Source organism: Actinomycetota bacterium, assembly GCA_030776625.1.
Lineage (GTDB): Bacteria > Actinomycetota > CADDZG01 > CADDZG01 > WHSQ01 > MB1-2.
The window spans coordinates 75,421-87,607 of sequence record JALYHL010000007.1; the positions used below are offsets into that span (position 1 = coordinate 75,421).

13 protein-coding genes are annotated in these 12,187 nt (G+C 65.4%); 7 read left to right on the top strand and 6 right to left on the bottom strand.

The window, feature by feature from the left end; all coding sequences use genetic code 11:
- Window positions 1–37: 37 nt before the first annotated feature.
- Entirely contained in the window at window positions 38–1,756 is a 1,719-nt protein-coding gene (locus M3N53_11735; GenBank protein MDP9068997.1) for a transcriptional activator domain-containing protein, read from the top strand.
- A 146-nt stretch (window positions 1,757–1,902) separates the two neighbouring features.
- Here the strand turns inward: M3N53_11735 and M3N53_11740 are convergent, their stop codons facing one another.
- Window positions 1,903–2,580 carry a hypothetical protein gene (locus tag M3N53_11740; protein MDP9068998.1) on the bottom strand — a complete coding sequence of 226 codons (678 nt, stop codon included), beginning with the start codon at window positions 2,578–2,580 and terminating at the stop codon, window positions 1,903–1,905.
- A 108-nt stretch (window positions 2,581–2,688) separates the two neighbouring features.
- On the opposite strand from M3N53_11740, the gene M3N53_11745 reads away from it, so the two are divergent.
- The 4 genes from M3N53_11745 to M3N53_11760 all read left to right on the top strand — a co-directional run bounded on the left by M3N53_11745 (window position 2,689) and on the right by M3N53_11760 (window position 6,629).
- The gene (locus M3N53_11745; GenBank protein MDP9068999.1) at window positions 2,689–3,219 is read left to right on the top strand and encodes a sigma-70 family RNA polymerase sigma factor; all 531 of its coding nucleotides are present in this window, start codon (window positions 2,689–2,691) and stop codon (window positions 3,217–3,219) included.
- On the top strand, window positions 3,209–3,988 hold the full coding sequence (locus M3N53_11750) for a hypothetical protein (GenBank protein MDP9069000.1): 780 nt from the start codon (window positions 3,209–3,211) through the stop codon (window positions 3,986–3,988). Before M3N53_11745 ends, M3N53_11750 begins: the two co-directional genes overlap by 11 nt.
- A gap of 130 nt (window positions 3,989–4,118) precedes the next feature.
- Window positions 4,119–5,660: a hypothetical protein gene (locus tag M3N53_11755; protein MDP9069001.1), complete on the top strand. Its 1,542-nt coding sequence runs from the start codon at window positions 4,119–4,121 to the stop codon at window positions 5,658–5,660.
- A 132-nt stretch (window positions 5,661–5,792) separates the two neighbouring features.
- Window positions 5,793–6,629, top strand: a complete 837-nt coding sequence (locus tag M3N53_11760) for an NAD(P)/FAD-dependent oxidoreductase (protein MDP9069002.1) — start codon at window positions 5,793–5,795, stop codon at window positions 6,627–6,629.
- 27 nt (window positions 6,630–6,656) lie between these two features.
- Here the strand turns inward: M3N53_11760 and M3N53_11765 are convergent, their stop codons facing one another.
- The 3 genes from M3N53_11765 to M3N53_11775 form a co-directional block, all read right to left on the bottom strand.
- A complete protein-coding gene (locus M3N53_11765) occupies window positions 6,657–7,025 on the bottom strand; it encodes a rhodanese-like domain-containing protein (GenBank protein MDP9069003.1) in 369 nt (122 codons plus the stop codon).
- A 123-nt stretch (window positions 7,026–7,148) separates the two neighbouring features.
- Entirely contained in the window at window positions 7,149–7,466 is a 318-nt protein-coding gene (locus tag M3N53_11770) for a TfoX/Sxy family protein (protein MDP9069004.1), read from the bottom strand.
- Window positions 7,463–8,389, bottom strand: coding sequence for an alpha/beta fold hydrolase (locus tag M3N53_11775; protein MDP9069005.1), 927 nt, complete (start codon window positions 8,387–8,389; stop codon window positions 7,463–7,465). Before M3N53_11775 ends, M3N53_11770 begins: the two co-directional genes overlap by 4 nt.
- A gap of 268 nt (window positions 8,390–8,657) precedes the next feature.
- Here M3N53_11775 and M3N53_11780 point away from each other — a divergent pair, with 268 nt between their 5' ends.
- The gene (locus M3N53_11780; GenBank protein ID MDP9069006.1) at window positions 8,658–9,848 is read left to right on the top strand and encodes a hypothetical protein; all 1,191 of its coding nucleotides are present in this window, start codon (window positions 8,658–8,660) and stop codon (window positions 9,846–9,848) included.
- A gap of 52 nt (window positions 9,849–9,900) precedes the next feature.
- Complete coding sequence (locus M3N53_11785; protein MDP9069007.1) at window positions 9,901–10,773, top strand: alpha/beta hydrolase; 873 nt, start codon at window positions 9,901–9,903, stop codon at window positions 10,771–10,773.
- 58 nt (window positions 10,774–10,831) lie between these two features.
- Here M3N53_11785 and M3N53_11790 read toward each other — a convergent pair whose 3' ends face one another.
- Window positions 10,832–11,341, bottom strand: coding sequence for a peptidylprolyl isomerase (locus M3N53_11790; protein MDP9069008.1), 510 nt, complete (start codon window positions 11,339–11,341; stop codon window positions 10,832–10,834).
- A gap of 21 nt (window positions 11,342–11,362) precedes the next feature.
- The gene (locus tag M3N53_11795; protein ID MDP9069009.1) at window positions 11,363–12,187 is read right to left on the bottom strand and encodes an HAD-IB family hydrolase; all 825 of its coding nucleotides are present in this window, start codon (window positions 12,185–12,187) and stop codon (window positions 11,363–11,365) included.

The following is a 12,187-nucleotide window of genomic DNA, read 5'->3' on the forward strand; positions in this document are numbered from 1 at the left end:
GCTTGACCCCCTCGCGACCATCTGCCTATCGTTCGGCATGGAGCAGAGGTGCGAGATAAGGCTCGTCGGAGGCTTCGAGGTCATCGTGGACGGGTCCCGGGTGTCGGGCGACTCGTGGCGGAGCAGACGCGCCGCCGATCTGGTCAAGTTGCTTGCCCTCGAGACCGGGCACCGGTTGCATCGAGAACAAGTGATGGAATCCCTATGGCCCGATCTTGCCGTTGATGCCGCTGCGGCCAATCTGCGCAAGGCGATCCACTACGCGAGGCGCGCGATGGGGTCCGAAGACGCCATTCGGACGGACGGCGCCCTGCTGATGTTGTGGCCGACCGCCGCCGTTGAGATCGACCTGGACCGGTTCCTTCGAGAGTCCGAAGAAGCGCTCTCATCTGGCGACCGTGAACGGTGCAGGAGGCTTGCAGGCAGCTACTCGGGAGTCGTCCTTCCGGGGGATCGCTACGAAGTCTGGAGCGAGGAACCGCAGGAGCGCGTTCGCGCGCGTCGTCTCGCTCTATTGAAGCGCGCCGGCGAGTGGGAACGGGTTCTGGAACTGGATGAGACGGACGAAGAAGCCCATAGAGCGTTGATGGAGGCACACCTCACTGCCGGCAATCGGCGAGAAGCGATCCGTCAGTTCGAGCGTCTGCGGGGTGCGCTGCGGGAGCACATCGGAGTCGGTCCCGATCCAACAACCGTCCGGCTCTACGAAAGGGTTCTCGCTTTGGAAGGTCCGGAAACCCAAGGTCCGGCCGAGCGCACCGCGGCGTTGCTCGCCAACGCCCTAGTGCTCTGGAGCCGAGGTGATCTGATCGAAGCCGATCGTCTTGCTCGAGAGGCGCGTTCTCTCGCGTTGAGTGCCGAGCTCGGCCACGAGCTTGGACAGGCCAGCGGCCTTCTTGCATTGATCGCCTACGCCCGCGGCAGGTGGAACGAGGTATTCAAGCAGCATTTCGCCCACGCGGTCGGCGGCGGCGGTCCGGCCGTCGAGTCCGCCGTCTACGACGCTCACCTCTGTTTCCAGGAGTTCTATCTATATGGACCGCAAGGCCATGCGGGCGGTGCCACCTTGGCGCGGGAGCTTCTCGCCATGGCGACGGCAGCGGCGTCGGCCGGCGGCATGGCACTGGCCATGCTGCTTCTCGGGGAATGTGAATTGCTCTCCGGCAAGGTCGACGAAGCGGTGGCCTCACTGGAGATGGCGTCCCGGTACGCGGGAGAAGGAGCGTGCGTCTCGCCCGAATGCATCGGGCTCGAGCGTCTTGCGGAGGCTGAGGTGGCGCGCGAGAACCGGGACCGAGCCCGGGACCTCCTCGAGCGCGCTCGGCCGCTCGCGGAGTCATCTCATATCCGTTCACATCTTCTAGTGCGCCTGCTCGCGATAAAGATCACGGCCGCCGAGGGGCACCTCCAGGCATTGCAGGTTGCATTGGATGCCGAACGAGCTCTGTCGGATGCGCCGCGGGTTTGCGAGCCATGCTCGATGAACTTCCACATCGAGGCAGCTCGCGCCTTCGCACGGGCCGGCGAACTTTCGCGGGCACGTCGTCGTATCACTGAAGCGGAGCGGATCGCCGGTCTCTGGCAGACAGGTCCGTGGACAGCTGCGGTATGGGAGGCACGTGCCGAGCTGCGGCGAGCCGAAGGGGAGGGCGCTCAAGCGGTTGCGTTGTTCCGTGAGGCGGCAGAGAGCTTTGCCGGCTATCGGAGACCTATCGACGAGGCGCGCTGCCGCGCACTCGCCCTCACGCCGGTCTGAAATCAAGTTCCCGCCGCTATCCGGCGGCGACGTCCTGTGCGACGCGTTCGCCTGCTCCTCAGCCTACGCACAAACAAACGCGCCTGAGTTGGCTGAACCCGTAGATCTAGCGCGGTAGCCGCGGCGCGGTTCCTACCCAGGCGGCCCTATCGAGCGGGATCGAACCGGAACGACCTCAGTACCTTCAGTGCCTCGGGAAGGTGCTTCTCTCCCTTTGGAAGCTCGATCCTCACAATCATCGCGTTGCGCCCAAGATCGACGAAAGCTTGCCTGGTTTCGACCCATCCGATCACGTCGATCGCCACGCCGAGGGCCTCGTCTAGAAGTGCGTGCTCGCCTTTCGTAACCTCGGCTGCAAAGAGCAGGGAGCGATGTCCGTCGATCTGCATCGGCGTCGGGTCGGGCACCTCCAGGTTCTTCACCCGGCGGAAACCTGCAACCGCCTTTTCGAATGTCATATCGAGCTCATCCACCCACAAGCTGACTCTTGCATTCTCCGGATCAGGTCCCCAGGACAGAGCCCATCCCGTTGGGCCCCCCTGCTCGCCCCACCACCCCGCGGGTACCTGGAACTCGACCAAGGTCGCGCTCTCCTGTCCGGCGGTTCGGTTGACCCCGGCCGGCAAACGTTGCGCCGGATAGGCAAGCACGCGGCGCTCCTCGGGCGTCGAAGTCGACGTCTCCTCGGGCTCTGACGCGGGTTCGGAGCTCGCTGCGGCGGGAGGCTTGGTGTCCGACGAGCGAGCGCAGCCCGGAGACGCAGTTACGAGACCGATCAAGATCAGGCCGGTTGCCGTGTTCCAGGCATTCCGCGGAGCCCTCATCTGCGTCTCCTTCCCTAGCCCATTTGCTGTTCACCTAACGCATGAGCATCGGATCGCGTACCCATCGCGATTGCCGCGATGGGTACCAATCGTCAGACTCGAGAGTTAGTGAGTCGGGATGACGACAAAGTGACTGCGGATCCATACGACTTTGACGCGTTCTGCCATGTGCAGTATGCGCGCCTGGTCAGTTCCATGACGCTCTATACGGGCGACCGAGAGCTCGCACGCGAGATTGCGAATGAAGCGCTCGCGCGGGCGTTCGCCGATTGGCGGAGGGTGCGGTCGATGGATCACCCTGGACCCTGGCTCCATCGGGTGGCGACGAACGCGGCCAATTCGCACTTCCGTCGGATGCGGTACGAGACCCGAGCGCGAGAACGACTTAGTCGTTCCTCCCAAGAGGAGGCGGGCGTCAGTACCGACAGATTGGTCCTTCTGGAGCGGATCGCGCGGTTGCCGCGCCGCCAGAAGACGGCGTTGATCCTGCGCTATTTCTTCGATCTGTCTGTTGAAGAGACAGCGGAGCAGATGGGTTGCGCAGATCACACCGTGAAGAAGCTCACCGGCCGAGCGATCAGCACCCTGAGGACCGACATGTCGCTTCGAGATCTGAGGGAGGACGCTGGTGCCTCCTGACGTGCGCCGCGTTCTAGAAGACACAAGTGGCGGCATGACCGAGCTTCCCGACGTTCCCGCGATCGCGCGGCGCGGGCGGATCCTCGTTCGGCGGCGCCGTGCGTTGCGTGTCGCAGTGGCAGGCGCGGCCGTCATCGCTGGCGCGGTCTTGGGCTCTCGGTTGAACATGTTCGCAGCGGCGCCGCTTCCACCGGTCCAGGAGGCACCCGAACTGCAGAGCACCCCTCCGTTGGAGGCGTCGAAGCCCCTCGAAGTGGGTGAGTATGCGGCGGACGACTTCGGGATCCCATTCACTCTTCGGATCCCAACAGACGGTTGGTTCACCGGGATTGTGTCGCCGACATGGGTGTACGTCACGAGCAAGGGCGTCCACGTTCATGTCCAGAGGTGGGACAGGGGAGCGAGCTCGGGAGGGTTCCGCAGTCTTCCCGAAGATCTCGTCGCGTGGTTGGAGCGTCATCCGGGCTTGAACGTTCAGCGTACCCAGCCGGTGGACGTAGGTGGTGTGCCCGCGACGGCCCTCGACGTTCGCGCTCGACATTCCTCGGCGCGGCAGCATCGCGAATGCCCCGGGACGCGCTGCCTCGTCCTTGCTCGGGTCGCTGTACACGAGGAGGTGGTTGATGTCCCGGCCGGCGATACCGCTCGTTTCTACGTCGTGCACACCGCCGAGTCGCCGATAATCATCTACTGGGGCGTCCCCACCAAGCGATTTGATCGCCTGGAACCAATGCTGGATCGCATAGTCCGCTCGATCAGGTTCCTGTAGATCGCCAGCGTCGGAGTCTGCCTCAGGGAATTCGCCCTCTCCCGGCGGAGGGCTCAATTGCGGGTACCCGCAGGGAAGCACGAGCTCCCGGCGAAGTATCAGCGCATACCTTCAGTATGGAAGGAGTCCAATGCATCAACGTCCCTCCTACCGGGTCGCCGTCGCCGCTGCCCTAGCCGGTACTCTCGTCGCCGCGCTCGTGTCGGCTCCGGCAGCAGATATAGGCGTCCGTGACCACGCGTCGCATGACCAGGCTGCCCACGACCACTCCGCGCCCATCGGCGGACCTCCGGTGAACCCATCCGCGTCTCTAGCGCGTTACTTCGGGCGGACCGACCCGTACGCGGGACCGACCCCCCAGATCCCGTGCGACGAAGGGTCGCTGCCGGAAGAGGTCCAGGGCAAGGCGCCGCTGAAGGACTACAAGTCGGGTCGAGCCAAGCGTGGCTACTTCTGCAACGCGCGGGAGGTGTCGCACTTCGGCACGAGCGGTGGGTACCGGGTCGCGCGCTACGTCGACTCGGCGGGGCGCGAGTGCGCCTTCTGGGATACCACGCTGCTGTGGCCACACAACGCGCCGGAGCAAGGAGCGGAAGGCCCGGGCGTCTACGTGATGGACATGAGCAACCCGGCGAAGCCTGTGCACACCGCGACGTTGCGCACCCCGGCGATGCAGTCACCGCACGAGTCGCTCCGGCTCAACACGAAACGCGGATTGCTCGTTGCGGTCATGGCGTGGCCCACCTGGATGCCTGGGATCGTCGACATCTACAGCGTCAAGGAGGACTGCCGCAATCCAGTGCTGGAATCGTCGACGCCGATGGGGATCGTCGGCCACGAGGGAGGGTTCTCCCCCGACGGCAAGACGTACTACGCCGCGGGCCTTTACGGGCACACGCTCACCGCCGTGGACGTGTCGAACCCGAAGGCGCCGGTCCTGCTGTGGGCGTCCGCGAAGTACCAGCCGCACGGTGTCTCGATCAGCAACGACGGCAAGCGCCTCTATATGGCCGAGGCCGCGTTCAACGATGACAGCGACTTCAGCGGGCTCACCATCCTCGACGTGAGCGAGATCCAGAAGCGTGTGCCCAACCCCACGGTGCCGCTCGTGAGCCGCCTGACATGGCCGCAGCTCAGCACGCCGCAGAACGCGACACCGTTCACGCTCGACGGACACAAGTACGTGCTCGAGACGGACGAGTTCGGCTCCGGAAAGCGCGTCGGCGCGGCTCGCATCATCGATATCGAGAACGAGAAGAAGCCGTTCGTCGTCTCTAACCTGCGGCTCGCTGTAAACAAGGGCGACGACACCGAAGATCCCGGCGACGACCAGGCGTTCCAGGGTTACCAAGCGCACTACTGCTCGCTGCCGAGCCGTGTCGACCCGTACGTCGTCGCGTGCACGTTCATCATGTCGGGCCTGCGCGTCTTCGATATCCGCGATCCCGAGCACCCTCGCGAGATCGCCTACTTCAACAAGCCGCTCATGCCGGGCGGCAACCCCTACTACCCGGAGAAAGCTGGGGCGTTCGCGATGTCGGCTCCCGCGTACGACGACGAGACGAACGACATCTGGTACTCGGACGGACACACCGGGTTCTACGTGGTGCGCCTCACCGGTGCCGCTGGCGTCAACCGGTTCGCGGGACGAATCCTGCATCCCGGGAACTGACAGATCGGGTCGGTCAAGGATCTTTCTGCGGCGGGGCAAGCAGAAGTGGTTCGCGCAGGCCACGACAGCTAGTGCGGAGCTTCTTGCCGACTAGGCCGAGACCAGAGACTTCACACCTCGTATCGTTGCGCGATGACCGAGGCATACGACGTCGTGATCATCGGTGGGGGTCCGGGCGGTCTGACCGCCGCCCTTGTCTTGTCTCGCGCGCGGCGACGTGTGCTGCTCGTCGACGACGGGACCTACCGGAACCTTCAGGTACCAGAGTTCCACGGCTTCCCCGGTCGCGACGCAACCGCGCCGAGTCAGTTCCGCGCCGACGTCGTGAAGGAGCTCGGCCGCTACGACGTCGAGATGACCGCCGGCCCCGCGACGTCGGCCTCTCGGGACACCTCGATGCTCCGGATCGGGTTGCCTGATCGGACGGTCGAATCCCGCAGGCTCGTCCTCGGAACGGGCGTAGTCGACGAGCTTCCGGCTGTGCCGGGACTTGCAGAGAGATGGGGACGGACGGTCGTCAACTGCCCGTTCTGCGATGGCTGGGAGCACCGCGACCGACCGGTTGTCGTTGTTGGGGCAGCTGAAGGAGCCGAGGATCTAGCGAACATGCTGCGTAGCTGGACCAGCCAGGTGACGCTGATAGCGGTAGAGGAGGTTCGTGCTCTCGTGGGAGACGGAGAGGCGCTGGAGGGGGTCGAGCGGACAGATGGTTCGGTCGTGGAGGCAGAAGCCGTGTTCCTTCGCGCTCCCATGCGTCCTCGGTCGCAGCTGGCGCTCGCTCTCGGGTGCGAGGTCGACGACTGGGGCTTCATCCAGACTTCTGCGACGTGCATGACGACGGATCCCGCGGTGTGGGCCGTGGGCGACGTGCGGAGACGTCCGCCTGCGATGCCCCACCAGGTCGTCCTGGCCGCCGCCGACGGAGCGCAAGCTGCGATCGACATCCACAAGTCGCTCTTGTCGGACTAGGCACGGCGACCCGGGTCGCAGTGGACGCTAGGCGCTGGGCTCGGTGGGGCGGCCCGACTCCTGCCACGCCTTGATGCCGCCGTCCAAGTGGGCCACGTTCGTGTATCCCATGTCCTGGAGCGTCTTCGCCGCGAGCGCGGAGCGACCGCCTGAGGCGCAGTGCAGGATGAGCCGCTTGTCCGGCTCGAACTCCTCCCGGTGATAGGGGAGGGACGGATCGGCGTAGAACTCGAGCATGCCGCGGGGAGCGCTGATCGCGCCGGGGATGGCGGCTGCCTCGCGCTCCTGGGGCTCCCGGACATCGACCAGGACGGCGTTCCCTTCTTCGAGCTCGGACGCGACCTGATCAGGCCCCAGATTCTCGACCTGCGTCTTTGCCTCTTTGACGAGATCCATCGCACCCTTTGCCACTCCGGTTCCTCCTCTCGATCGCGCGAGTTCCGGCAGCATCATCGTGCGCGGTAGGGCCGCGATGCAAGCGCGAGCGTTCGCAGGCCCGGCCTCGGGCCAGTAGGGCGATTAGCGGGACCGAGATGACCGAGCTGCCTGCTGTGCCTTCTGCGCAAGGGCCGCTAGGACTCCGGTGTCCTCGATCTCGTCTGCGGAGATCTCGCGGAAGCTCGGGAACGTTTGGTTCGGGCGCGGCCTGAACGGGGGCCGGTCGGTGGTGGCGGCTTCCTCTTCCGGGATCTTCATGTAGATCGTGTCGTTGTAGACGAGGGCGAACATCCGGCCGTCGCGATAGATGCCGTGACCGCCGAACATCGCACGTGCTGTGATCGCAGGATCGTTGAGTTGATCGAGCAGGTACTCGACCGACTCGCTAGCCGTTGTCACGCACCCGTTTCAGAGCCGACGCGATCGGAGCCGGCAGCACCCGAACCCCGTCTACCCATCCAGTCACGGATCGCGCTAGCGGCGTCGTCGGCTGCATCCTCCTGGAAGAAGTGCCGCGCCCGTTCGAGCACGACCGTCTCGTGGTGCGGGAAGAGCCGCTGGAGGCGCGGGAGCTCGACGCGCTTCCGCAGTGCGAAGTCCTGGCCGCCCCACAGGAACAAGGCGGGCAGGTGGGTCAGCTTCGGAAGCTCCTCCTCGAGCCGGCGCATGAAGGGCTCACTCCGCAGCAGTTGCCGCGCGAACTCCCACGTTGGGGTCCGCGCCTCGACATCTGGAAACGGCCCGCGATAAGCCCGCATCACATCGCCGCTCGGGCGCGACGCTGTGCCGAGAGGGATCATGAGGTTGACGAATGCGTTGGCATTGCGGACCCAGAACTTCGCGACCGGGTTCCCCATCATCCGAGAGAAGGCCTCGAAGTGAAAGATCCCGTTCAGCGGCCAGGCCCACGTGTTGCCAAGGATGAAGCCGCGGAACCGGTCGGGGTGACGGGTCGCCACCGTCAACCCGATAGGGCCACCCCAGTCCTGCCCCATCAGAGTGACGTCCTGAAGGTCGACATCGACGACTAACCGCTCCACGGCGCCCGCGTGCTCCGCGGCTGTGAAACCGTAATCAGAGCCTGCCGTCGACAGGCCGAAGCCGGGGTAGTCGACGGCGACGCAGCGGAAGCTGTCGCGCAATCCGATGATGATGTCGCGATAAAGGAACGACCAACTCGGGTTTCCGTGCACGAACAAAAGCGTTGGCCCTGAGCCCTCGTCGACGTAATGGACGTTGCTTCCGTCGATCTCGAGGAAATGGCTCCTGAAGGGGTAGAGCTCGCCCGGCACCCAGTCCGGTCGCTCCACGTCACGCGTCAACGTCTCGCCTCCTCTCGGCCGCGCGGCCGGTTTCAGTTTCGGCTCCATCGGGGCAGCACAGACAAGAATCCTAGGAGTCGCGGCCGGTCAGCTTCCGATGTCGTTTCTGACCGTTCGGGGTGACCCAGACGTCGCCGCGGGCGTGCTAGGCGCAAAGGTGGACGATCCTCCTCCGTAACGAACGATCGCCTCTTCTGGTCGCCAGAGGCGCAGGAATCGAGGGCGGGTGCGAAGAACCATCAGGCGGGACTTCGCGGGAGAACCCACTATGAAACGACGCCTGATCTGCCTTCTTCTTGGTGCCGCCGCCCTCGGCGTGTCGGCACCGGTCGAAGCCGCGCCCGCCGCTCTCGCCGATGCATCGCAGAGCGACAACGTCCAGGCTCTGCAGCACATCCCGATGTGGCTCGCGAACGAGATCGCCTTCGACGGGCGTCGCGTCTACGTGAACCAGTACGCAAGCGGTGACGACATCGGGGTGCACTCCTTCGACTTGACGCGTGACGGCACCCTTAAGAGGACGGGCATGCTGCATTGCGACGGCATCACGGACACGGCGCCGCTCGATGAGGGCTTGGTCGCGATCGGGCTGCAACAGCGCGGAACGAGGTGCAACGGACCGACCCCGATGGTAGTGGGAACCAGCGGCGGGGTCCAGATCGGAGACATGAGCGATCCGGCGCGGCCGAGGCTTCTCGGTGACCTCGCGGTGCCGGGCGGGGTCCACACCCTCACGCGCTACCCGGGATCCAACTTCGTCTACACGGCGATGGGAGGGGCGGACACGTTCGTCGCCGAAGGCGGGATCACGCACATCATCGACACCTCGAAGCGGCGCACTCCAAAGGTGGCGGCGGTCTACCAGAGCCCGCTCAACCCCGGCGGCTGCCACGACATCCTTTTCGAGCGCATCGGCAGGAAGATCATCGGTTTCTGCCCCGGGCTCGGAGGCACGGAGATATGGGACGCGAGCGACCCACTCGCTCCGACCCCGATCGGGAGGATGCTGTTGCCCGCCACGCAGCTCCCACACCAGGTAGCGGTCTCATCGGATGGGAAGGTGGCGGCGATCAGCGACGAGGCCTACGCGGTCCACGCGTGCAGGGGCGGAGCCCCGCTGGGAGCTCTGTGGTTCTACGACATCAGCGACCTCTCAGAACCTCGCCTGCTGGGTTTCTATGGTCCGCAGCGGGGCCTGCTTCCCATCGGGAGTCTGAGCGGCCAATCCATCTCGTGCACCGCGCATAACTTCAACTTCATCCCCGAGTCTCGCCTGATCGTCGTCTCCTGGATCGGCGGGGGAACGAACGTGATCGACATCTCCGATCCGACGAACGTGGAGGAGGTGGCGCACTACCGGCCGGATGACGCCGTGGCGATGTCCTCGTACTGGTACCGCGGCCGGATCTACGTCGCCGACTTCGAGAGAGGTGTCGAGGTCCTGCGGCTGAAGCTCTAGCCGCGGGCCCGCCCGCCGCAACGCGTCACGGGTCACCCGTACGATGAGCGGCGTGCCCACCCACGCCCTTCCGGATGTTCCAGGTGTTGCTCACCACTTCGTAGAGGCGAACGGGTTGCGGTTCCATGTTGCCGAGGCGGGGACCGGAGACCCGTTGCTCATGCTTCACGGCTGGCCGCAGCACTGGTACATGTGGCGCCACGTGATCCCGCAGCTCTCGAGGAGCTACCGGGTGATCTGCCCCGACCTGCGCGGCTTCGGCTGGTCCGACGCTCCCGCCACCGGTTACGAGAAGGAAACGCTCGCGGCGGACGTCCTCGCGCTGATGGACGAGATGGACCTCGACCGGGTGAAGCTGGTGGGTCACGACTGGGGCGGCTACGTGGGCTTCCTCATGACTCTGTTCCAACCGCAGCGCGTCGAGCGCTACCTGGCCCTCAGCATCGTCCACCCCTGGATCAAGATCGATCTGAAACGGGCCAGCGCGGCGTGGCGTTCCGCTTATCAGTGGGTGCTTGCTTCGCCCGCGGGACCGTGGCTGCTCCGCACCCAGCCCGCCGTCGTGGAGCGCGCGATCCTCGGCGGCACGTACGACAAGACGGTGTGGAGGCCACAAGAGCTACAGGCTTTCTCCCACGTCTTGCGCGAACCGGCGCGCGCTGCGGCCAGCTCTAGCCTGTACCGGACCTTCCTGGCGAAAGAGATGCTCCCGCTGGTGACCGGGCGCTATGACTCCTACCGCCTAGAGGTGCCGACGCGCCTGCTCGTAGGGCGCCACGACCCGGCGATCGGCACGGAGATGCTCGAGGGATACGAGCCTCACGCGACCGCGATGGAGCACGAGATCATCGAGGAGGCGTCGCACTTCATCGTCGACGAGAAACCGGACCTGATCACGGCGAAGGCTGAGGCCTTCTTCGGGTAGCGGCGCTTCTTTCTCAACTATGCCCGGGAAGCGGGCACCGCTGAACGAAGACGACCCTTCACTCCTCGATCTCTACCCGCTCCAGCACGACGTCTTCGGCCGGCCGGTCCTGGCGCCCGGTGGGTGTTGCTCCGATCGCTTCCACGACCTCCATGCCCGCGGTCACCTCGCCGAAGATCGTGTGCTTGCCGTTCAGATGAGGCGTGGGCGCGAGCGTGACGAAGAACTGCGATCCGTTCGTGTTCGGACCCGCGTTCGCCATCGCGAGCAACCCGGCGCGGTCGAACCTCGGGCTACCGGGGCCCACCTCGTCTTCGAAGCGGTAGCCGGGGCCCCCCATGCCCGTGCCCTCCGGGTCACCGCCCTGGATCATGAAGTTCTGGATCACCCGGTGGAAGATCGTCCCGTTGTACAGCGGTTGCTTCTTGCGCTGCCCATCGCGCGGGTCCTTCCACTCGCGCTTGCCGGTCGCGAGGTCGGTGAAGTTGGCAACGGTGGTCGGCGCGTGTTCCGGCATCAGCTTCACCTTGAAGGTTCCGCGGTTGGTCACGAAGGTCGCGCTGGGCATGGGGCTCCTCCTGATCGGTGGTCAGATGTGCAGACGGTGGGAGATCCGCTCCAACCGGCCCGGTGCTTGCTCTTGTCTCCTACGTTCCAGGTACGCCCCCACGGCCACGCCCGTTCCGAACATGGTTACGCCGCCCAGCCCCGCCGGGATCCCGATGAGCAGAGCCTTGCGTCGCGTCCGGAGCTCGTGGATCGGCCAGCCGCGTCGCAGCGCCAGCCGCTGCAGCTCGGTCTCGGGATTGACCGCGTGCGGGTACCCGACGGACTCGAGAAGTGGGAGATCGTTGATCGAGTCGGAGTAAGCCGCGCATTCCTGTAGGTCGATGCCGCGCTCGGCGGCCACCTCTGCGACCGCTTTGGCTTTCTCCGGCCCGTGCATGAGCGGTCCCACGAGCCTGCCCGTGTAGTAGCCGTCCTCGTCGATCTCCGACACCGTCGCGATCGCGCCCTCCATCCCGAACTCCTCCGCGATCGTGTTCGCAAGCTCTATCGGCGCAGCCGTCACGAGGAAGGTGAGGTCGCCTCGCTCCTTGTGGCCCTCGATCACACGGACGATGTCTTGGTACACGCGCGGGATCACCCTCTCGTTCGCGATCTCCCGCCCCCACTCCAGAAGCTCTTCCGCCTTGTGGCCGGTGACGAAGCCGAGCGTCCCCTCTCTCGTGCGTTCCATCCCCGACGCGGTCTCTCCCCGCAGGCGGAACATCAGCTGCCCCCACCCGAACTGCAGGAGGTCGCGGACTCGGAACATGTCTCTCTCGTAGGCGCCGCGCGCCAGCAGGAACAGGCTCGATCCGGGGATCAGCGTGCGATCCAGGTCGAAGAAGGCGGCGCGTCGGGAGATCAC